This is a genomic window from Nitratiruptor sp. YY09-18 (assembly GCF_016593235.1).
GTDB lineage: Bacteria > Campylobacterota > Campylobacteria > Campylobacterales > Nitratiruptoraceae > Nitratiruptor.
The window spans coordinates 1,564,068-1,585,887 of sequence record NZ_AP023065.1 but is presented as its reverse complement, the minus strand read 5'-3'; the positions used below and the strand labels follow the sequence as shown (position 1 = coordinate 1,585,887).

Sequence of the window (21,820 nt, the reverse complement as noted above, 5' to 3'; positions counted from 1 at the left end):
AATGTATATAGTCAGTGATGAGATTCAAAGAGATGAGAATATTGCTATATCAGAGGACACAAAAGAGATAATTTTTAGTTCGCCCGAAAATGAAAATATTATCAATTGGCTATTGCAACACGGTTTTCATGAGAGTTTTATAGAAGATATCAAGAGCGAAGAGCAAAGTATCGTCTACGAAGAGAGTGAAAATTTTAAATTTATGGTTTTTAAATATTTTAGGCGCAGTGAAGAGCATCCTCTCTTTTATGAAGAGTTCAATATCATCTTTATCATCACTGAAAACAAACTCTTTTTCCTCAGCAAAAATAGAGATATTATCCAGCGTGTGGTTGCACGATTTCGCAAGCGCTACAGAAGGGGTGATAGTATCCCCTATGTGACGTACACTCTCATAGATATTTTGATCGATGCGACTATGCATATTATTGATCTTATTGATAGTAGATTAGAGGTTATTGAAGATGAAATATTTGCCGAGCAGGTTGATGAGCATGATATCCAAAAAAGCCTTTATTTTGCCAGACGCTCTCTCAATAGGATCTCAAAAGTAAGTGTCCAAGAGTTTGATGTGATAAATAAACTCTACAACCATTATCCGACAGCTGTAAGGAAAAAGCTCAAATATGAGTTTATTGATCTTAAAGAACACCTTTCATTTCTCATTAACGAATCAAAGGCTTATCTAGAACGTACAGGCTATTTGCAAAACTTGCTTATGGGATTTATGTCCAACAAGATGAACCAGACTATGCAGCGTCTTACCGGTATTACGCTCATATTTTTGCCACTCACATTTATAGTTGGAAATTATGGTATGAACTTCAAATATATGCCAGAGCTTGAGTGGAAGTATGGCTATTTTGCTGTGTGGGCAGTAAATATTTTGATAGCTATTATACTATTTATCTATTTAAGGAAGAAAAAATGGATTTAGAAAAGATTAAAAAACTGCATAATAGTTGTCAAGAGCAAGAGCATGACCTTTACAGCTATTTAGAAAAGACTCTACCCGAGCTTGATATAGAAGAGCGTCTTAAAGTAATGGCTTCAATACTCAATGAGTATCTTGATGAGTATGAATACAATCAAAAAGACAAGCTTAAACGTCAAGACTACTCTATCACAAAGTTTTTTCCCAAAAAATAATGTGTGCAATTTTTGGCGTTATAGGAGAATATAATCTCCAGCATGCTCGTAAGGCCTTGGATAGTTTGGTACATCGAGGTCCTGATGGAAGGGGAGAGTATATTGATGAGCGTGTCTATCTTGGGCATAATAGACTTTATATTTTTGATCGGGGTGCGAAGCAACCTGTTAAAGATGCAAAAAGTGTAGCTCTTTTTAATGGTGAGATATATAATTATGCCAGTTTTGGTGCCAAAAATGATACAGAAGTACTCCTTCTTGCTCCAATTGAAAAGCTGCAGGGAATGTATGCTGTTGCCAAGCTTGCTGGCAATCATCTCTATCTTGCTAAGGATTTTTTTGGCAAAAAACCACTCTACTATTACTGTGATGGGAAATCTTTTATTTTCGCATCTGAAATCAAAGCAATTATTACATATCTAGGGAAATATGAGTACAATCCAAAAGCCCTGAGTGGCTACCTCTCTTTTGGTGCACTTCCAGACAAAACAACTTTTTATTCGAATATCTACAAACTTGTAGGTGGACAAGTTCTAGTCTTAGATATACATTCTTTACAATATACTCTCAAAAGGAGTTTTTCTCTCCCATCTACTTCACAGGACTCTTTGCAGACTCTTATTGAAAAGAGTGTAGCACAGAGATTACAGGGGGATTTTGAAGTTGCAGCTCTATTGAGTGGAGGTGTAGATAGTTCACTTGTGAGTGCTCTTGCCAAAAGAGCCCAGGGGAGACTACATACATATAGTATAGGATATCATGAGGGTCGCTATAGTGAACTACCCTATGCAAAAGAGGTAGCAGAGTTTATAGGAAGTGAACATCATGAGATCATTATGAGTGAAGATAACTTCTGGCAGACTCTTGAGAGAGTTTTTGCACATTTTGATGAGCCTGTGGGAGATAGCGCAACGATACCTCTTTGGTTTTTGTTTGAACGGATTAATGAGGATGATTGGCGGGTCGTATTAAGTGGAGAGGGCGGAGATGAGATATTTTTGGGATATAGGCAGTACTTTGAATTTGCAGATCTTTACAAAGGGCGCGATCTCAAATACAAAAACTGGCTCAAGAACTATTTTCGCTCCCACTTTAGCCCCAATAAAGAGTGGGAGTGGTACAAAAGAGTATTTAGCGGGGAGATAGTTTTTCGTGGAACGAATGAGGTCTTCACTGATTTGCAAAAAAATCTCTTTTTGCGACAAAATGTCAAAGATGGTGATTCACTGGAATTTTTGCAAGATATATTAGCACTTGTCAGTGAAGAAGATCTGTTTACATTCTTTACTTCAGTGGATCTGCGCACCCGTCTTGAAGCACTTTACTTGCATAAGCTTGATATGGCAAGTATGGCACATAGTATAGAAGCACGCACACCGCTACTTGATAAAGATATTCTTGCAGCTGCTCTTACCAATTCCCAAAGAAGTAAAGCACCAAAATATCTTCTCAAGCAGATTGCACAAAATTTTATAACAAGGAGTATTATAGAGAGGAAGAAGAGAGGGTTTTCCTACCCATGGTTAGAGTGGTGCAGGCGCAAAAATATTGATGTAGAGCTTGTGAAAATCAATAGGGAAGCTGGATTTTTCAAACCAGAGCAGCTACAGTTTCTAATAGAGAATGCAAAGAGAAACCGCTTTACACGTCACTACTGGTTGGTCTTTGCATTTTTATATTGGTGGAAGAGAAGATTCTTATAAAATCCGTGGAAGGGTTATTCCTTGTTGCCTTTGATATTTTCCACTTTTATCTTTGTAACTTACTTCACACTCCTCATCACCTTCAAAAAAGAGTACTTGGGCTATACCTTCATTGGCATAGATTTTGGCCGGGAGTGGAGTGGTATTGGAGATTTCGATTGTAATGTGTCCTTCAAATTCAGGCTCAAATGGTGTTACATTGACAATGATTCCACAGCGAGCGTATGTGCTTTTGCCCACACAAATTGCTAGGACATTGCGAGGAATACGAAAATATTCAACCGTGCGAGCCAGCGCAAAAGAGTTGGGAGGGACAATGCAGACATCACCTTTGAAATCTACCACATTACGCTCATCAAAGTGCTTAGGATCCACAACTTCAGCATTAACATTTGTAAATATTTTAAACTCATCACTCACACGTATATCATATCCATAGCTACTGAGACCATAGCTTACAACACCTCTGCCTACTTGATTTTCGCAAAATGGCTCTATCATCCTCTCTTGGAGTGCTTTTTGGCGGATCCAGCAGTCGGCTTTAAGTCCCATAAATTCCCTTTGCAAAGTTGTTTTTACAATTTTTATGATATTATAGCAAATACTAAATATTATATTTTCCAAATACCCTGCATAAGGACTTTTTATGGACTTCAAAGAGATCAAAGAGCTTATGAGATTGTTTGACAAAAGCGGTCTATCACGATTTAAACTCAAAAAAGGTGATATGGAAATTTCACTGCAAAAAGGTAGTGAAGTTGCTGCAGCAGCTTCAGTCTCAGCACCACAACCTCAAGTACAACCACAAGCATCAGTCTCAGCCTCGACTCCTACGACTCCTGATCATGAGAGTGCTGTAAAGAAGGGTGAGTATATCACTTCTCCGATGGTTGGGACATTCTATCGCGCTCCAAGTCCGGATAGCCCTCCCTTTGTACAAGTAGGTGATACAGTGAAAAAAGGACAGACTATCGGCATTATAGAGGCGATGAAAATTTTTAATGAGATAGAAGCAGAGTTTGATTGTAAAATTTTGGAGATTTTAGTCGAGGATGGGCAGCCAGTAGAATATGATATGCCACTCTTTTTGGTTGAAAGGCTCTAAATGGCAAAGCTTGAGCGCATACTCATAGCAAATAGAGGTGAAATTGCCCTGCGAGCCATTCGCACCATCAAAGAGATGGGTAAAAAAGCGATAGCTGTCTACTCTACCGCTGATAAAGACGCCCACTATCTCAAGCTTGCCGATGCAGCCATTTGTATAGGCGGAGAGAAGAGCAGTGAGAGCTACCTCAATATTCCCGCAATTATCAGTGCAGCAGAGATTGCTGAGGCTGATGCAATATTTCCTGGTTACGGTTTTTTGAGTGAAAATCAGCAGTTTGTAGAGATCTGCAATCTTCATGGTATCAAATTTATCGGTCCCTCTTTGGAAGTGATGCAGCTTATGAGTGACAAGAGTAAAGCCAAAGAGGTTATGAAAAAAGCAGGCGTACCTGTAGTCCCTGGTAGTGACGGAGCGATCAAGAATATTGATGAAGCGAAAAAAATAGCAAAAGAGATCGGCTACCCTGTAATTTTGAAAGCTGCAAGTGGCGGTGGCGGTAAAGGGATGCGTGTGGTTGAGGATGAGAGCTATATAGAAAATGCATACCTTGCGGCTGAGAGCGAGGCGATTAGCGCTTTTGGTGATGGTACGATCTATATGGAAAAATTCATTCGCCAGCCGCGCCATATAGAAGTGCAGCTTCTTGGAGATAGCCATGGTAATGTGGTACATCTTGGCGAGAGAGACTGCTCTTTGCAAAGACGCCACCAAAAAATGCTAGAAGAGTCGCCAGCAGTATTTTTGGATGATGAGACAAGAGCAAAACTCCATGAGACAGCAGTCAAAGCTGCCAAAGCCATAGGGTATGAGAATGCTGGAACGATAGAATTCTTGGTCGATGCAGATAAGAATTTCTACTTTATGGAAATGAATACAAGATTGCAGGTGGAACATCCTGTAAGTGAAATGGTAACAGGGATTGATATAGTGGAGTGGATGATACGTATAGCAGAGGGAGAGCAACTCTTTGCGCAAGAGGATATAGATTTCAAAGGGCATGCGATTGAGTGCCGTATCAATGCTGAAGACCCTGTTAAATTTATTCCAAGTCCAGGAAAAATCAAAAGTTGGATAGCCCCAGGTGGCAAAGATGTACGATTAGATACACATGTCTATTGTAGCTACATCGTTCCGCCATACTACGACTCCATGATTGCAAAACTTATAGTCTGGGGAGAAGATCGCTCAAGAGCTATAGCAAAAATGAAGAGAGCGTTGAATGAGTTTGAGGTGAGTGGTATAAAGACCACTATAGATTTTCATAGAAAAATGATGGAAAATCCAGATTTTATCAACAATACATATGATACGAAATATATTGATGAAAAGTATCTTCGCTAGTTTGCTGCTTTTTCTCTTTGGAGGATGCGCATCGAAGGTTTGTGGTGTTGATGAAGAGATTTTTAAAAATTTCAATAAAGTACAGCAGGCAGTTATATGCAAAAAGTATGTAGAGCACCAAAAGAGAATCGAAGAATATAATGCCAAAAGAGCACTCTTAGAGGAGCAAAACCACAAAAAGATGCTAGAAAATGAGAGCATCAAGCTCAAAGCTCTCTATGCAAAAGCCTATAATTGTGATCGCTATGATGGCTTTGCACCAGTAAAGCTCCTTGTCTCTTTCAAAGGAGCTGCTGGATATAGCAAGAAAAAATTTAAGCCCCTCTACCCAAAAGTTATCCGCATTGTAGAGGGGGAAGCGAAGAGGGTTTGCTTGCAGACTGCTCGTAGGCGCTTTAGTGATAAACACTGCTTCTGGATAGCTCTGTATGAAGGCAATCTCTATATTAATATTGATCCAGCCAGAGGAAAATCGTGGATGAAGCGCTATGTGATAGAAGGTGATATAGATACAAATCGTGATACTGTAGTATTACCAATCGATTCAGTAGTGGCTACAACAGTAGAGTTTTATGCTGATGGAAACTATTTTCGTCTCACTGTGAAGCTTAGACCAAATTTTGCTCAAAGGTTTTAATCAAAGAATCTGCACTTTTTCTACTTTGTCGAGGTGTTTGTAGAGGTCTTTGCTAATATGGAAGCCTCCAATATCGATAAGTGTAGTAATGATACCGCTGATGCGAGCCACTTTGAGTGCTGGTGAAATATCTTTGTCTTTGCAAAGTACTTTTATCTGTTCTACTTGCTTATTGAAAGCAAGATGTGCGATATCGAGGCCTATGAGCATATCTACCTTTTTTTGTGCGATAACCGGATTGCCATCAGGCATCTGTCCAAGTACTTGCAGCTCTCCCAAACGCAAAGAGATGTAATCTTTCTTTACTAACTCTTCGAGCATATTTTCAGAGACTTCTATGATGCGATCGATCTTTTGCTGCTCTTTTTTGTATATTTGAAGATACTTTTTTGCATTGCAGCCAGGTCTTTTAGCAAAGGTCTCTTCTATCTCTTGGGGCTTGAGAGGTTTTGCGGTATAGAAAAATATCTTGAAGATCTCTTCATAGGGACTAAAGCAACTCAAAAAGAGATCATATATCTTATCTGGGTCGTTGTAGTCAAACTGCTTGTAGTAGGGGTCTTTTTGCTGCAAATAGTTGATCTCTTTGCGAAAATTTTCCCAATCAACTAGAAGTGCTACACGTTTCATAATGCTGCTATGGCTCCCCGCAGAGGGAGAGAATCAGTGGAGCTCTTCATTGAGCTTGACCTCTTTGTTGGAGCGAAAGACCTTCATCTGTCCGCTTGTAGAGTCTTGACGGAAATGGAGTCCACTAAGACCAGCGAGTTCTCTTCCTTTGAAGATCTCTTTATATTCCGCATCCCAAGATGGGTTTGCCTCTTTTATTTTTTCAAACTCAGCTGGAGCCATGAAGAATTTAGTTCCTTCTAACACAGCTATTCCAGCATCGACGATACAGCCATCTCCTAGCGGAATACCTGTGACAGAGTTTGCTCCAAGCAAGCAGTTTTCACCTATACTAATTGGATTGCCGCTTGTTCCGCTAAGCACTCCAAGAATACTTGCACCGCCACCAACATCGCTTCCTTTTCCAACGACTGCGCTAGAGCTAATACGCCCCTCTACCATGACAGGTCCTAAAGTTCCAGCATTGAAGTTGATGTAGCTCGCCCCTGGCATTACCGTAGTTCCAGCTGCAAGTTGAGCACCCATGCGTACTTTACTAGCATCGAGGATACGGGTATTGTCTGCTGGGATGATGTGCTGCAAGAATCTTGGGAACTTATCTACTGCATCGATGATTGGATATTGTCCACTCATTTTGAGTTCAAGCTCATGTTCTCTGAGCCAATCAAGCTCGATTGGCGTATTGCCACTCCACGCTACGTTATGGAGTACTCCAAAGGCTCCATTGAGATTGAGGCTGCGAAGAGCTGCTTTGCCAGTAGAGAGTGCATAGAGTTTGAGATAGACTGCCTCTATGCTCTGTGGTGCTTCATCTGCAAATAAAAAGACGATGCGAAAATTTTGTAGCTCTTCTGCATCAAGGGTATTCAGATACTTGATTGCCTGCACGTTTTTGTGTGCATCACCTACCGCTTCATCTATCCATGGTGCGCAGTAGCTAAGAGCTTCAGCCACGAAATTTTGTGTCACATCAAAGACCGCTTCACTTCCATCAAGGGGTATGAGTGAGCCAGTTTCATGGAGTGCTTTTTGCAAAATCGCTGCACTTCCGAAATTTTCTTGCCAATTGATAAACGGAAAGACTGCTTGTAAAATTTTATCTGGGTTTTTTTGCCCTCTATCAATCCGCGCTATGCCAAACGCGAGAGGCTCGCGGTAGTAGCTACTTGTTTGAATCTCCTTAACCAGTGCGTAAAAATCCTCTTTTGTCATACTACTCCTTTGGTAATCTGTATACTTTGATATCTGCTGCGGCTTTTAGTTTATCGAAATATTCATTAATATTTTTTGGTGAGTTTTGATTGGATAATTTTTTCATAATGTAGCCTTTTGCCTCTTCAAATGGGATCTTCTCTAATCCTCTTTTTTTATTGACAAGTATGAGAAGATACTTATCCTGCAGAGGTATAATCGGCGTAAATGAGCCCTCAGGTGAGCTATTGATAAGAGCAGCAAACTGTGGATCTACTTTGCTAAGATCGAGCTGCTCTTGTCCCTTTTGGAGGATAAGAGGATCGTTTGGAGCGTAGAGTGGGTTTTGGCGAATACGCTCCAAAATCTCTTTGGATGGGGATATAAATTTTGTAATATCTGCCTCTTTTGCTATTGTGAACTCATTTGGATGTGTATCATAGTACTCTTTGAGATCACTCTCTTTTGGCATAGGATTGCTCAGCTTTGCAATCTTTTGGTAGAGTTTTTTACGCAATAGTTGACGCTTGAAGGTTTTGCGATAAGCTTCCCAGTCTATCCCTTTACTCTCAAGGGTTTGACGCAGTGTATAGCTATCCATCCCTTTGCTTCTTGCAAAGTTTTCTATTGCGCTATCAAGCTCTGCGTCGCTGAGTGTAATTCCGAGTTTCTTGATCTGCTCATCTTCGAGTTTTTGGCGAATAAGCAGATCGAGTGCTTGTTTGATAGGAATATGCAATGCTTTTGCTGTGCGTAAAATCTCGTAGGTTGTAATTGGTTCATTATTGACAGTGACTGCAATGGCATCCAAAACTTTAGCAAAGGTGAGGGAGACAAAAAGCAGCATCAAAAGAAGCTTTCTCATTCTTTTCCTTTATTGCGAACTGTTGTAAGATTTTACCAGCTTTTAACTAATATTGAAGTAAAATAGATATAAAAAAAAGGGATTCGATGGTTGTTACGAGATTTGCTCCAAGTCCTACGGGATACCTTCATATAGGAGGACTGCGTACTGCACTTTTTAACTGGCTTTGGGCACGCCACAATAATGGTAAATTTATCTTGCGTATTGAAGATACAGACCTTGCACGAAACAGCGAGGAGGCTACCAAAGCGATCCTTGAAGCATTTGATTGGGTGGGACTCGATTATGATGGAGATGTAGCATACCAGTCTCAACGTTTTGAAATTTACAAGCGCTATATCCAAAAGCTCCTTGATGAAGGCAAGGCTTATTATTGCTACATGACAAAAGAGGAGCTTGATAGGCTTAGAGAAGAGCAGATGCGAAGGGGTGAACGCCCTCGCTACGATAGACGCTATCGTGATTTTACTGGTACACCGCCAGAAGGCGTACAGCCGGTGGTGCGCATCAAAGCGCCGCTAGAAGGTGATATCGTTTTTGAAGATGGCATAAAAGGGACAATTACTATCAAAGCTGATGAACTTGATGACTTTATCATTGCGCGCAGTGATGGGACTCCTACTTACAACTTTGTCGTGGCGATAGATGATGCTTTGATGGGTGTGACTGATGTGATCCGTGGAGATGATCATCTCTACAATACTCCCAAGCAGATCATTGTTTATGAAGCGTTGGGGCTGAAAATCCCAAGATTTTACCATGTGCCGATGATTCTCAATGAACAAGGAAAGAAACTCAGCAAGCGTGATGGCGCAATGGATGTGATGGAGTATAAACGCATGGGGTATCTGCCTGAAGCACTTCTCAATTTCCTCGTGCGTCTTGGATGGAGTCATGGGGATCAAGAGATATTTAGTCTGCAGGAGATGATAGAGCTTTTTGATCCAAAGGATATCAATAAATCTGCTTCAGCCTATAACCTCTCCAAGCTTCAATGGCTCAACGCTCACTATATCAAAAACTCTCCCAATGCAAGACTCGTAGAACTTTTAGAAGATTTTGGCATTTTTCTAGCCGATCATGACAAAAAGGAGATCTTGCTTGATGCGCTCAAAGAGCGAGCAAAAACTATCAAAGAGCTTGCAGAAATGGCAAAAGATATCCTCGAAGAGCCAAGTGAATATGATGCGAAGGCGTGCAAGAAAGCGTGTAAGGGTGAATGGAGAGAGATTTTACAAGCATTCTTAGACAAGCTTCGCTCTTTGCAAGCACACCTACCAACAGATTTTCATGCAATTATTGAGGAGGTTGTCAACGAAAAAGAGATCGGATTTGGCAAGATCGGGCAGCCTCTGCGTGTGGCTCTTACAGGCAAGCTCGGGGGCCCAGATCTAGCTGATATTATGGCGATCATTGGAAAAGATGAGACAATCAGACGTGTAGAAAAACTTTTAGAGGCAAAAAATGAAAATAACTAAAGCCGAAGCTCTAGCATATCACAAGCTTCATAAACCTGGCAAAAAAGAGATCGCAATTACCAAACCTTTTGCAAGTCAGCGAGATCTTGCTACTGCATATACACCAGGGGTTGGGTATGTAAGTCAAGAGATCGCTCAAAATCCAGACCTAGCATATGAGTATACCACCAAGGGAAACTTCGTTGCAGTCGTAACAAATGGCACAGCAGTATTGGGTCTAGGAGATATCGGACCACTAGCAGCAAAGCCTGTGATGGAAGGGAAAGCAATTCTTTTCAAAAAGTTTGCAGGCATAGATGCAGTGGGAATTGAGGTGGATGAAAAGGATCCTGAGAAGTTTATTGAGGTGGTGCGAGCAATATCACCAACATTTGGTGGTATCAATCTTGAAGATATCAAAGCACCAGAGTGTTTTGAGATGGAAGAGAGACTCAAAGAGATTACAGATATTCCAGTCATGCATGATGATCAGCACGGTACCGCAATCGTCACAACTGCTGGGCTTCTCAATGCCTGTGAGATTACAGGACGCAACCCAAAAGATCTCAAAGTGGTCATTGTTGGTAGTGGAGCTGCTGCAATTGCAAGTGCGAAGATGTATCGCTACTTTGGGATTGAAAATATTATTCTCATCGACTCAAAAGGGGTTGTGCACAAAAGCCGTACCGATCTTAATAGCTATAAACATCAGTTTGCCTATCCACAGACCCTCTCGCGCCAAGAGGCATTCGCTGAAGCTGATATGGTCTTGGGACTCTCACAGCCTGGAACAATTTCACAAGAGGATATTGCATTGATGAAAGAGGCACCTTTTGTCTTTGTCTGTTCCAATCCTGTACCAGAAATTATGCCTGATGAGGTGAGAGCCGTAAGGCCCCAAGCTATTATTGCCACAGGGCGCAGCGATTTTCCTAATCAAGTCAACAATGTGCTAGGGTTTCCTTATCTCTTTCGTGGAGCTTTAGATACAAGAAGCAGAGCAATCAACTATGAGATGATGATAGCTGCAGCCAAAGCTTTGGCAAAGATTGCGCACCTTGAAGTACCGGAAGAGATCGAAAAGATCTATGGCAAAAAGTTGCAATTTGGCACAGAGTATATCATCCCAACACCTTTTGATCCACGCCTCATAGTAGAGATATCAATAGCTGTTGCTCAAGCTGCAGTGCAAAGTGGTGTTGCAAGAAAAGAGCTTAATTGGGATACATATAGAAAACATCTTAGCCAGCTTCTTAAAACTTCGGCTGTGGTTTAGCCAAGAAGTAGCCTTGCGAGTAGTCAATACCTAGTGTTTTGACCTCCTCAAGGATCTCTTTGGAACTGACAAATTCAGCTACAGTTTTGATACCCGATTTTTTTGCCAGGTAGATAATTGCTGAGACGATGAGTTTTGCATTTTCATCGTGTGGAAGTGTCTGGATCAAAGAGCCATCGATTTTGAGATAATCGATATCGAGGTTGAAGACGTGAGCAAAATTGGAATAGCCACTTCCAAAATCATCAAGTGCCACTTCGCATCCATAGCCTCTTACAATGGAGATAAAATCTTTAACAGCGTTATAGTCCGAGAGGGTCTCACTCTCCAATATCTCAAAAGTGACAAGTTTTTCTATACCTGGATACTGCTCAAAAATCTTGCCAAAGAAAGAGATAACTTGAGGGTCTTCGATATCGCGCATAGAGATATTGATAGCAATCGGCTTTTTGTATTCATATGCATATATAAAACTCTTCTGGGTAATTTTGAGAGTGATATCACGATAGAGGCGGATCTCTTTTGCTATCTCAAGATAGGGATGAATCGACTCTATGGTATTATTGTGTTTGAGACGAGCGAGAACTTCATATTTAATAATTTTCCCATTTGTATTATCGATGATTGGTTGATAGTAGGGGATTATATTATTTTGGTCAATAGCCTCTTTTAATATTTTGCTACGTTGGATATTTTTTTTGATCTGATCAAAAAAGCCGATTCTCTCATCATATGTAAAGTAGAGCAAATTGATATTTTGTTTGACAAATTTGAGTGCCATATCTGCGGTCTCAAGGAGAGGGCGCTTGCGCGTTATACCGATACTTACTGTTATATACATTTGGGCACTTTTGAAGACAATTTTATTGTTATTGAAGTACTCTATAATCCTCTTTGCAAATGTAGCATCATCTATCGGAGTCTCTTCTTCTATTAAGATACCAAAATCGTCTCCTCCCACTCTATAGAGCTTTGCATTGTATTTAGGTGGGATGATTGTTTGAAGAGCTTTAGCGACTTCTCGCAGAATATGATCACCCACTCTATTTCCATAAAAATCGTTATAGTGCTTGAAACCATTGATGTTCACAAGGGCAAAGAAAGGTGTTTTAATTTTGCGCACATCTACTTTGAACGCACGTCTGTTATAAAGATTTGTCAGATCATCAGTAATTGCACTTTGGCGTAGTTTTTGCTCAAGAGCTCGCAGCGCTCTGTTTTCTCTATCAAGGCGCCAGATGAAGTAGATGATCAAGAATATAGCTAGAAGGAAAAAAAGTATAGTGATGAAAAAGAGGAGATTGACCTTTTTGGCATCATCTTCTATTCTTTTGTGAAGCCTCTTCTCAATTTCTTTGAGCGTAGTAAGAGTAGAGGTGTTAATAATGCCATTGAGTTGCTGCGAATAGATGGGAAAACTTTTTACTATGAGTTGAAGGTGGTGAAGGAGATGGCGTCCATCTTCACTCTTTTTGAGAGATTTTTCAAGATTTTGAAGTGTTGCTTTACTCTCAGCCAAGTAGGTCTTGTCAAATGTATTTTTGTAAATGACTGTTTCTAATATAAGTTCTAAAAGTTTTTGTTTCTCTTCACTATTGAGAGTTTTTGGAAGATTATCAGTGAGATTTGCTAAGAAAATAAGGGAGTTTTTCATAGTTGAATTGAGGATGAGGTAGTGTGAAATTGCTTCTATTCTTTGCTCAACAGCTTTTTTATATTTTTTTACTTCATCTGCAAGGTCAATATAGTTGTTTGCAAGAAGCTGATTGATGAGAGTATCTATCTTTTTTATTAGTTCTTTTTGTGTATTGGCAAGCTCATCATAGTTATCATAGAGATAAAAAGAGGTTTTGAGAAGCTGATAGTTAAGATCAGTTTCTAATTCATAGATGCTGTATATTGTAGTGTAGAGTCCATGTTTATTGGTAAAGAATGCTTTTGCAAAGTGCTCATAATAAAATAGTAATCCCAAAGTGATAAAAGCAAGTACGAGAGTTAGGGCAATTGATCGGAGTCTTTTAGGCATTATTGTGTAGGTACCTTTCCGGTGAGAGTAAGTAAAAAGCTCTCTAAAAGATCCACTTGTTTGTCGTTCAATTTTACTCCAAGGTTGTATATTGCCATAAGCTTGATTGCATTACGTAGATCTTTGACGCTTCCATCGTGAAAATATGGTGCCGTTAGGGCAATATTACGCAGTGTTGGAACTTTATAGACATAGCGATCTTTTGGGTCTTTTGTGATTTTATATCTATCATCGAGTGCTTTGCCTTTATAGGGGTAAAAAATTCCGATCTTTTGATAGGAGTTTCCGCCAATATTCACACCATTGTGACATGTAGCACAGCCAAGTTTTTTAAAGAGAATATACCCATTATACTCTTTTTCGGTAAGTTTTGTCTCGCCTCGCAAAAATCTATCAAATTTGCAATCTGGTGTAATGAGGCTTTTTTCATATTCTGCGATTGCAATAGCGACTTGATCGATTGTAATAGCAGAAGTGTGAAAAAGTTTTTGAAAAAGCGGCTGATAGAGGGTAGAATTTTGCAACCTTTGCATTATGAGAGAATCCTCCATATCCATCTCTACGCTATTGTGCAAGGGTCCAAGTGCTTGTTCTTTGAGATCTTTTGCTCTACCATTCCAAAATTGGGCAAAGTTAAAAACCGCATTCAATACAGTTGGAGAGTTCATGTGGCCTTTGCGCCCATATACTCCTATAGAGACCGGGGAATTGTCAGCTCCTCCATGTGAAAAATTGTGGCAGCTAGCACACGAAACGGAATTGTTGCGTGAGAGAATTGGATCAAAAAAAAGGAGTTTCCCAAGTTTTGCAAGATCACGGTTATACGATACGCTCTTTGGTATCGGCTTGATAGGTTCATGTGCGAAGAGAGCTGTTGTGAGAATGAGTAGAGCGAATATTCTTTGCATCGTTGCCTCGGGATTTTTTTTGCTCTATTATCGCTAAAGAGAGAAATTTTTTGAGTGCGAGCTCCTCTTTTTTTCCGATAGTATAGTGGATAAATTCCAAGTAGGTGCGAATCTGCTTGATGCTAAGGCCGCTTCGCTTTGCATAGCGTTTGAGGATGTAGTGTGGGATTTTTATATGCGAGTGTAGAAATTTGTTGCTGAGCCTTTTGTAACGATAATCTTTGCATCTGTAGCAAAAGCGTGCAAAAACAAAAGGGAGTTTGTAGCGCTTATACCATAATGTTGCGAGATCTTGACAATCACCTTGATGCAACAGTGCTTTATCTCCTATGAGCACACGTCCTTGGACTCCTAAAATGTGAGCGAGAATATTGGATGTATTGGAGTCGCTATCTGGCATATCCTCGCCTGGACAGATCAAAACGCTTAGAACCTTTTTATTGGCAACTATACCAAGTCTGCTGCACTTTTGATTGCGAGAGAAGATACTTGAAATTACAGCCGCTTCGACACGTCTTTTTTTGTAGAGCCTATTGACATGACTTGGCACCCCTTTATAAAATTCGAGGGCTGATTTTTCCTGGAATGTAAGCTCTCTTTTTAAAAAAACATAGAATGGTAACAGGTTGATAAAGTCAATTTTTCCAATTATCATGGGTCTAATTATATGGTAAAATTCCTAAAAAAGGATAGCAATGGTAACAGTAGAATTTCTCGGTCCAATTGGCAAAAAACCTATGCAGATTGAAGCAAAAACCCTCAAAGATGTTGCAAAAGTTTTGCAGCAAGACCAAGAGCTGAAAAAGTGGCTTGCAGAATCAGCCGTTGCAGTCAATGATAAGCTTGTAGATAGTCTCGATATCGCACTCAAAGATGGAGACAAAATCTCTCTCTTGCCACCGGTATGTGGAGGATAAGATGCTTGAACTCTATAGGGGACAACTCGATGTTGATAAAATCTTTAGTCGCTGGAGGGCATGGGGGGAGGATAAAAATTTTGGAGCCTTTATTACTTTTGTAGGAACTGTGCGCGCTGAAAATGGAATAGAGGCTCTCAGTTTTGATGTATATGAGCCGATATTGCGCACATGGTTTGATGAGTGGCAAGAAAAGGCAAAGCAAAGAGGTGCAGTTTTGAAAATGGCACACTCAATCGGCAATGTGCCTGTGCACACATCAAGCTACATGGCTGCTGTCTTTAGTCCCAAAAGACGCGTAGCCCTTGAGCTTATTGATGAGTTTGTGGAAGATTTCAAAGCCCATGCACCAATTTGGAAATATGATGTTAAAAATGGTGAGCGGATCTATGCAAGAGATAGGAGCCAAAAACTCCCTCAAAGTGGTCTTTTAGATAGATTTTAGCAAGAGTCTGTGGATAAGATTTGTAAGAGCGAGCAGATCTTTGCTCACTTTGGCTTGTTCTAAAGCCTCTTCAATTGCAGCTGTATCGATATTTTTTTCTTTGATGTAGTTATCTAGCCCTTCAAGTAGTGTTTCCCTAGATCTTGTGAACTCCACCACTCCTCTAGCGCTTACTGTTACAAAATATTCTACCAAATTGACAAGCTGCTTTTTGAGATCTCTTTGGATGGAGTTGTTTGGTGTAATAGCATAAATGAGTGCCAAAATTGCATCGATTTTAAAACGTTTGATGATTGCATCGATGAGTGCGAGAACTTCTTGGAGTTTAAACTCCTTGAGCTCTTTGATAAAGATTGCTATATAGATAAATTTTATGAGATCAATAAATTGCATGAAGTTATCACTGTGATCTTTTTCCAAATTGAGAAACGCTGCTATTTCTTGCTTGTAATTAAGAATATGAAAAGGCTCGAGATTAAACTCTTCATGATTGCGCACCGCCCACTGTACTGCAAAAGCCACCGAGTCTTCTATCTGTAAAAGAGCATCAAAGAGCTTCTCTTTGAGCATGAACGATTGTTCATATAGCTCCTTTTTGACTTTTGTAATACCAAGAAGAGTGTAGAGGAGGAGGTATGCCTTGATTTTGATGGTAAAGCGCTGGTCTCCAAGCTCATCGTAATCGCTGACAAACGTAGCTCCAGCATTATTGATGATAATATTTGCAGCTATTGTGGCAATTATCTGCTTGCGTAGTGGGTGAGAGAGTATCTCTTTTTCAAAGAATGGGTAGAGCTTTTTGGGGAAATATTTATAGAGATAGTGCTCAAAAAATGGCTCATCTCCAAGTGGAGAATGGAGGATGAAGTTTTTTAGAAAAATCTTTGAAAATGAGAGTAAGATACCAAGAACGGGTCGTACAATAGCACCATCAGCCCCAATGACTTGGTACATCTCTTTGGGTCTTGGAATTGCAAAATCTTTGCGTTTGAAAAACTCCACCTCTCTCTCCACAATATCGATAGTTTTGAGAAATTCTTCTTGCAAAAGCACTGAGCGTTTTGCATCGAGTGTGATTGCAAGAGGCTGGAGATAGTTGGTATCAAATACTTTTGCAAGCACCTCTTGGGTGAGGGACTTGAGCGTTGCTACTCTTCTCTCCTCATCGATTTTTCCCTCATCCAAAGCCTGGTTGAGCACGATTTTTGTATTGACCTCATAGTCGCTTGTATTTACACCTGCGCTATTATCGATGCTATCGAGATTAATATGTTTGCCTTTTTTTGCATATTCGATTCTCGCTTTTTGTGTAAATCCTAGATTGCCGCCTTCACAAACGGCGTAGGCTTTGAGATCTTTGGCATCTACTCGCACATTTTCATTGGCTTTGTCTGCTATATAGATATTGAGCTCGTCACTTGCTTTGACGTATGTTCCAATCCCTCCGATATAGAGTAAATCCACTTTTGCACAAAGGAGCTTCTTTGCAAGCTCTTCGCCACTGAGATACTCTTTTTTTATACCGAGGAGTTTTTTGATTTGGGGTGAGAGAGTGATCTTTTTGGCGCTGCGACTAAAAACTCCTCCTCCTTTGCTAATTTTTTTGGGATCATATGCATCCCAGCTTTTTTGCTCTTCAAAGAGTCTTTTGCGCTCTTCGTATGCAATTTTAGGATCGGGATTTGGGTCTATGAAGATCTCTTTGGAGCTTATTGCTCCAAGGAGTTTGGCGTTTGGATTGATGAGCAAGCCATTGCCAAAAACATCTCCTCGCATGCTTCCTGTACCAACTATTGTAAGTGGATCTTTGAAGATATCAATACCGCGGTTTATAAAGTGGTGGGCTGCGCTGATCCATGCACCATGGGCTGTGACACCGAGTTTTTTATGGTTATAGCCTGTACTTCCTCCGCTAGCAAATGCATCGCGCAGCCAGTAGCCTTTTTTGATAGCAATGGTGTTGGCAACATCGCTCATATCTGAAGTACCTTTATCAGCAGCTACGACAAAGTAAAAGTCTCCTTTTTTGGTTGGCTTTTTGTTGATGAGATCGAGCATTGCATCAATATAGAGGGAGTAGTAGTGGGTAAAAGTAGCCTTATCGACACTCTTTTCGATATAGATGCCTCCTTTTCCGCCAGCAGGTACAATGATGGCATTTTTCATCTCTTGTGTTACCATCAAAGATTTGATCTCTTGGCGAAAATCCTCCCTATCGCTCCAGCGAATACCACCTCTACTTACTTTATCTATACGCAGATGCACTCCTAAAAAATCCTTGTGGTATACAAAGATTTCGATATTTGGATTGAGATCATCGAGGAGATGTTTGAAGCGATCAACCGCAAATTTGAACGATTTTGTCTCTTTTTGCATAGAAAAGTTTGATCGAGTGATATTGCGAACCACTTCGCTGAGTAGATGCAAAAGTTTATACTCTTCAAAATTTTCGACTCCCTCAAGATACTGCGTCATTGATTCGCTACTTTTTTTGCTAAAAAAGTTTTCACACAAAAGTTTTGCAAAAGGGTGATGGATTTTGAGAAGTTTGACGATACTCTCCTCTTTTTTGCCGCCAACAAGCTGACCCATATATTTAACCATAGCACGCAAAAATATGATCTGCTCAAGTCCTATCCCTTCACTGATAGCAAGGGCATAGAGGGAGCATTTGTGTAAGATTTTGCCAGATATTGCTTGCAAAAATATCTCTTTGAAAATCTTTTGATTTTTTTCAAGCTCTTTAGAAGGAGCAAGTATGACCATTTTATTAATATAAATATCACCTATTTGAGCGGTGATATTGTCTTTGACTGCGATATCAAAATTGTGAAGGAGCAAAATGATGTCTGAGAGATTGAAATCTTCTTTGGAATAGAGTGTAAGAGTTGTAGTGGGTGCAAATTGGATGGCAAGATCAACACTCTCTATATTTGAAGCAATCTGTCGATCTTCGCTTGTAACTGCATCGGCGCAATTGAGTTCCATCATTTACCCTTTTTACGTATGCTTGTATTGTATAATAGCACACAAAAGATAAGGATGTGTAGATGATAAGTTTCGAAGATTCTATGCAGATTCTCAATTCATTAGAGGTCAAACCGGTAGGAGTACAAAAGCTCTTTGTCACAGATGCCCTCGGCTACTATTTAGCTCAAGATATTATAGCCGATAGCGATAATCCTACAGCACCTACTGCAGCAATGGATGGCTATGCTGTGCGCTATGTAGATCAGGAGCTGGGTAGGCTCAAAGTAGTTGGTGCTACTCCAGCAGGGAGTGAAGTAAAAAGTGCAGTAGCAAAAGGAGAGGCTATCAAGACCTTTACTGGTTCACTTATGCCTCCAGGAGCCGATACGCTCATTCCTATCGAAAATGTGGAAGTAGAGGGTGATGATATCATTATTAAAGAGCCTGTGAAGAGAGGGTTTAGCGTCAGACCTATTGGTGAAAATTACAAAAAAGGTGAAGTTTTAATTCAAAAGGGGAGCAAGATAGGTTTTGCAGAAGTGGGAGTAATGGCGAGCCTCAATGTCGTGATGCCAAAAGTGTATCAAAAGCCAAAAGTTGCGATTGTAGCAACGGGAAGCGAAGTGCTTGAGATTGGACAAGCCCAGACAAACAGTGCACAGATTCGCAGCTCCAACAACTACACCATAGAATCTTTGGTAAAACTCCACCATGCTAAGCCTATTCAACTTGGTGCTATCAAGGATGATAGAGAATCTATCACCAAAGGTCTCATAGAGGCTCTTGAAAGTGCTGATATGGTAGTAACAACAGGAGGAGTGAGCGTAGGAGACTACGATTATGTCAAAGATGTTATCCGCGACACTCTTGGGGCGGATGTGGCTTTTAAAGGTGTGGTGATCAAGCCTGGGCAGCATGTGATGGTAGCGAAAAAGGGTGAGAAGTTTATCGTAGGACTGCCTGGATTTGCATATTCGAGCACAGTGACGTTCATGCTCTATGCTCTGCCACTTCTTTATCGCCTCCAAGGTACCGAGTACAAACCAAAAATCGTTATGGCTACGCTTAAAGAGCGATTTCGCAAAAAGAGCAAAAAAACCGAGTTCACTCCTTGCCGTGTCACAATTGAAGGAGGGGAGTATTTTGTCGATTTTGCAGGGAATAAAGAGGGAAGCAGTGCAATTTTGACTAATATGCTAGGAGATGATAGAGGACTTGTGGTTACAAAGCCCCAAGAAAAAGACAAAGAGCCGGGAGAGCGCGTAGCAGTTTGGCTCATTAATCAATAGAAGGAGAATGTATGAAGAAAATCTTGCTTTTAACCTTTTTTCTTGTTTCACTCTTTGCAGCACAGACAGATGTAAAGAGTTTTACACTTACAACTATTACAAATAAAACAATTCATATAACCGTCAACGATGAGGGAATAAAGGTCAAGGAGTATCCAAATAAAGTGATTATCCTCGACTTTTTTGGCAAACGCTGTCCTCCGTGTCAGATTATGATACCAAGGCTTGTGAAACTGCAAAAAGCACAAGCGAAGAAGGTGCAAATCATAGGAATCCATGTACAAGAGCCATTGGATCTGTATGATATGCAAAGGCTGCAAAAAATTGGTGTGACCTATCCGGTAGCTGACTATCTCTCATCAAAAGAGAATAGAGCGTTTGTTGAGTATATCTCCATGCTTACAAATTGGAGTGGATCCATTCCTTATATGCTTCTTTTTGATCGCAAAGGGCGATTTGCTACTGCGCATGTGGGATTGGAGCGCTATGAAGATCTCTATAATAGCGTAGAGATGCTCTATGATTTGCAAGATACAAAACAAAAAAGAGCACAAAAAAAGAGCAGCCTCTAGGCTACTCTTTTTTCAAAAAATCTTTGATCGTCTTTTCATCAAGTTTTTCACTGTCATACTTGACAACGATAATCTTCTCTGATTCATTGATGTAAAAATCAGTCACACCATCCATGACTTTGAGCCCCGGGAGTTTCTCTTTATCGTAGTTATCAAAATCCAAAAAGAGATTTGCTCTTACTCCAGGATTACGCATTCCTGCTATCCAATATATCCAGACAATACAAACTAAAAGCACAAAAATTGCCACGGCTTTTTCGTGTCCATATTGATAGAGTAGACCCCCAATTGCACCACCTAGAAAGATCCCAATATAAGCAAATGTATTGGCGACACCAAGTGCAGCTCCTTTTTGGTGTACTTTTGCAAATTTGCTCACAAAGCTTTGCAAAAGAGGCTCAAACATATTAAAACCGATAAAGAAGAAGACTGCACCGATGGTAAAGAGTATAAATGAGTAGCTAAAGCCCATGAGAGCAAAAGCAGCGGCAATGAACAGAATTGAGACAATAAAAACCTCTTTACCTTTGTGGTACTTCTCACCAAAGACTGCAGCCGGCCCCATAGAGATAATTCCAAAGATTACTGCCGGTAAATAGACCTTCCAGTAATGTTCTGGACCCATACCAAACTTTTGCTTCATAAGAATTGGAATGAGGAAGAAGGCAATTGCCATGGTAGACGAGTGGAAGAGGAATGTTATATACATGCGCACAAGGTCTTTATCTTTGAAAACATGCTTGATTTTTGCTTCCTCTTCGCTGTAGTGGTGTACAATTTTTGGAGGTTCTGGTACTGCTGTAAAAAGAATGGCTAAAGCCATAATAGCCAAAATTGCAGTGAGCCAAAAGAGTGCTTTGACACTGTAGAGACCTCCAATGATTGGGCCGATAATCATAGCAGCTGCAAAACTAAGAGCTATCACCATCCCCATAACAGCCATAGCGTGAGCGCGCTCATCTTCGCGGACAAAGTCAGCAATCATTGCAGTAACAACACTTCCGATAGCCCCAGCACCTTGCAAGAAACGACCAAGGAGCAGCACCCAGATATTATCAGCTACAGCACAGAGCACCGATCCTGCTGCAAAAATGAGAAGCCCTATAAGGATAGTCTTTTTTCTTCCTATCTTATCACTTAAAACTCCGTAAGGTACTTGCAACAGGGCTTGTGTCAGTGCGTATCCACCTACAGCTACACCAGCCAAAAATGCATTTGATCCTGGCAGTTGCAATGCATATTGCGAAAGAACTGCTAGAACTATAAAGAGACCAAAAAATCTTAGCGCTACTATGAGACTAAGTGGTAAAACCTTTTTGACAATGGCTTTCAATAC

General features: G+C 40.4%; 21 protein-coding genes. 12 read left to right on the top strand and 9 right to left on the bottom strand.

Annotated features, from left to right (window positions below; all coding sequences use genetic code 11):
• Nucleotide 1 precedes the first annotated feature (1 nt).
• The 3 genes from JG734_RS08470 to asnB are packed head-to-tail and all read left to right on the top strand — an operon-like array spanning nucleotide 2 to nucleotide 2,852.
• Nucleotides 2-937 (top strand): magnesium transporter CorA family protein, encoded by a 936-nt coding sequence (locus tag JG734_RS08470; RefSeq protein WP_201332859.1) that lies wholly within the window; start codon nucleotides 2-4, stop codon nucleotides 935-937.
• Nucleotides 928-1,149 carry a hypothetical protein gene (locus JG734_RS08465; RefSeq protein WP_201332858.1) on the top strand — a complete coding sequence of 74 codons (222 nt, stop codon included), beginning with the start codon at nucleotides 928-930 and terminating at the stop codon, nucleotides 1,147-1,149. Before JG734_RS08470 ends, JG734_RS08465 begins: the two co-directional genes overlap by 10 nt.
• On the top strand, nucleotides 1,149-2,852 hold the full coding sequence (gene asnB, locus JG734_RS08460) for an asparagine synthase (glutamine-hydrolyzing) (protein WP_201332857.1): 1,704 nt from the start codon (nucleotides 1,149-1,151) through the stop codon (nucleotides 2,850-2,852). The genes JG734_RS08465 and asnB overlap by 1 nt, the downstream gene beginning before the upstream one ends.
• Here the strand turns inward: asnB and dcd are convergent.
• Nucleotides 2,847-3,404, bottom strand: coding sequence for a dCTP deaminase (dcd, locus tag JG734_RS08455; RefSeq protein ID WP_201332856.1), 558 nt, complete (start codon nucleotides 3,402-3,404; stop codon nucleotides 2,847-2,849). The genes asnB and dcd overlap by 6 nt on opposite strands.
• A gap of 94 nt (nucleotides 3,405-3,498) precedes the next feature.
• Here dcd and accB point away from each other — a divergent pair, with 94 nt between their 5' ends.
• Genes accB through JG734_RS08440 form a run of 3 tightly spaced genes read left to right on the top strand, consistent with a single transcriptional unit; the run spans nucleotide 3,499 to nucleotide 5,938 of the window.
• Nucleotides 3,499-3,957: an acetyl-CoA carboxylase biotin carboxyl carrier protein gene (gene accB, locus JG734_RS08450; RefSeq protein WP_201332855.1), complete on the top strand. Its 459-nt coding sequence runs from the start codon at nucleotides 3,499-3,501 to the stop codon at nucleotides 3,955-3,957.
• Nucleotides 3,958-5,301: an acetyl-CoA carboxylase biotin carboxylase subunit gene (locus JG734_RS08445; protein WP_201332854.1), complete on the top strand. Its 1,344-nt coding sequence runs from the start codon at nucleotides 3,958-3,960 to the stop codon at nucleotides 5,299-5,301.
• Complete coding sequence (locus tag JG734_RS08440; protein ID WP_201332853.1) at nucleotides 5,282-5,938, top strand: hypothetical protein; 657 nt, start codon at nucleotides 5,282-5,284, stop codon at nucleotides 5,936-5,938. The genes JG734_RS08445 and JG734_RS08440 overlap by 20 nt, the downstream gene beginning before the upstream one ends.
• Here the strand turns inward: JG734_RS08440 and JG734_RS08435 are convergent, their stop codons facing one another.
• Genes JG734_RS08435 through JG734_RS08425 form a run of 3 tightly spaced genes read right to left on the bottom strand, consistent with a single transcriptional unit; the run spans nucleotide 5,939 to nucleotide 8,624 of the window.
• Nucleotides 5,939-6,568, bottom strand: coding sequence for a hypothetical protein (locus JG734_RS08435; protein WP_201332852.1), 630 nt, complete (start codon nucleotides 6,566-6,568; stop codon nucleotides 5,939-5,941).
• A 33-nt stretch (nucleotides 6,569-6,601) separates the two neighbouring features.
• Nucleotides 6,602-7,780, bottom strand: coding sequence for a tetrahydrodipicolinate N-succinyltransferase N-terminal domain-containing protein (locus JG734_RS08430; protein ID WP_201332851.1), 1,179 nt, complete (start codon nucleotides 7,778-7,780; stop codon nucleotides 6,602-6,604).
• A 1-nt stretch (nucleotide 7,781) separates the two neighbouring features.
• Entirely contained in the window at nucleotides 7,782-8,624 is an 843-nt protein-coding gene (locus tag JG734_RS08425) for a SurA N-terminal domain-containing protein (protein ID WP_201332850.1), read from the bottom strand.
• An 86-nt stretch (nucleotides 8,625-8,710) separates the two neighbouring features.
• On the opposite strand from JG734_RS08425, the gene gltX reads away from it, so the two are divergent.
• Both gltX and JG734_RS08415 read left to right on the top strand, forming a co-directional pair.
• The gene (gltX, locus tag JG734_RS08420; protein WP_201332849.1) at nucleotides 8,711-10,102 is read left to right on the top strand and encodes a glutamate--tRNA ligase; all 1,392 of its coding nucleotides are present in this window, start codon (nucleotides 8,711-8,713) and stop codon (nucleotides 10,100-10,102) included.
• Nucleotides 10,089-11,357: a malic enzyme-like NAD(P)-binding protein gene (locus tag JG734_RS08415; RefSeq protein WP_201332848.1), complete on the top strand. Its 1,269-nt coding sequence runs from the start codon at nucleotides 10,089-10,091 to the stop codon at nucleotides 11,355-11,357. The genes gltX and JG734_RS08415 overlap by 14 nt, the downstream gene beginning before the upstream one ends.
• Here the strand turns inward: JG734_RS08415 and JG734_RS08410 are convergent.
• The 3 genes from JG734_RS08410 to JG734_RS08400 are packed head-to-tail and all read right to left on the bottom strand — an operon-like array spanning nucleotide 11,335 to nucleotide 14,946.
• Complete coding sequence (locus JG734_RS08410; protein ID WP_201332847.1) at nucleotides 11,335-13,383, bottom strand: EAL domain-containing protein; 2,049 nt, start codon at nucleotides 13,381-13,383, stop codon at nucleotides 11,335-11,337. The two genes, JG734_RS08415 and JG734_RS08410, sit on opposite strands and share 23 nt — an antisense overlap.
• Complete coding sequence (locus tag JG734_RS08405; RefSeq protein WP_201332846.1) at nucleotides 13,383-14,291, bottom strand: cytochrome-c peroxidase; 909 nt, start codon at nucleotides 14,289-14,291, stop codon at nucleotides 13,383-13,385. The genes JG734_RS08410 and JG734_RS08405 overlap by 1 nt, the downstream gene beginning before the upstream one ends.
• Nucleotides 14,239-14,946, bottom strand: a complete 708-nt coding sequence (locus tag JG734_RS08400; RefSeq protein ID WP_201332845.1) for an MqnA/MqnD/SBP family protein — start codon at nucleotides 14,944-14,946, stop codon at nucleotides 14,239-14,241. Before JG734_RS08400 ends, JG734_RS08405 begins: the two co-directional genes overlap by 53 nt.
• 40 nt (nucleotides 14,947-14,986) lie before the next feature.
• Between JG734_RS08400 and JG734_RS08395 the strand changes: the two genes are divergently transcribed.
• Nucleotides 14,987-15,208 carry a MoaD/ThiS family protein gene (locus JG734_RS08395; protein WP_201332844.1) on the top strand — a complete coding sequence of 74 codons (222 nt, stop codon included), beginning with the start codon at nucleotides 14,987-14,989 and terminating at the stop codon, nucleotides 15,206-15,208.
• A gap of 1 nt (nucleotide 15,209) precedes the next feature.
• Entirely contained in the window at nucleotides 15,210-15,653 is a 444-nt protein-coding gene (locus JG734_RS08390) for a molybdenum cofactor biosynthesis protein MoaE (RefSeq protein WP_201332843.1), read from the top strand.
• Here the strand turns inward: JG734_RS08390 and JG734_RS08385 are convergent.
• Nucleotides 15,639-18,641 carry an NAD-glutamate dehydrogenase domain-containing protein gene (locus JG734_RS08385; RefSeq protein WP_201332842.1) on the bottom strand — a complete coding sequence of 1,001 codons (3,003 nt, stop codon included), beginning with the start codon at nucleotides 18,639-18,641 and terminating at the stop codon, nucleotides 15,639-15,641. The genes JG734_RS08390 and JG734_RS08385 overlap by 15 nt on opposite strands.
• A 62-nt stretch (nucleotides 18,642-18,703) precedes the next feature.
• Here JG734_RS08385 and JG734_RS08380 point away from each other — a divergent pair, with 62 nt between their 5' ends.
• Both JG734_RS08380 and JG734_RS08375 read left to right on the top strand, forming a co-directional pair.
• A complete protein-coding gene (locus JG734_RS08380) occupies nucleotides 18,704-19,912 on the top strand; it encodes a molybdopterin molybdotransferase MoeA (RefSeq protein WP_201332841.1) in 1,209 nt (402 codons plus the stop codon).
• 11 nt (nucleotides 19,913-19,923) lie between these two features.
• A complete protein-coding gene (locus JG734_RS08375) occupies nucleotides 19,924-20,484 on the top strand; it encodes a TlpA disulfide reductase family protein (RefSeq protein WP_201332840.1) in 561 nt (186 codons plus the stop codon).
• Between the two features lies 1 nt (nucleotide 20,485).
• On the opposite strand, the gene JG734_RS08370 is transcribed toward JG734_RS08375, so the two are convergent.
• Entirely contained in the window at nucleotides 20,486-21,817 is a 1,332-nt protein-coding gene (locus tag JG734_RS08370) for an MFS transporter (protein WP_201332839.1), read from the bottom strand.
• Nucleotides 21,818-21,820 lie beyond the last annotated feature (3 nt).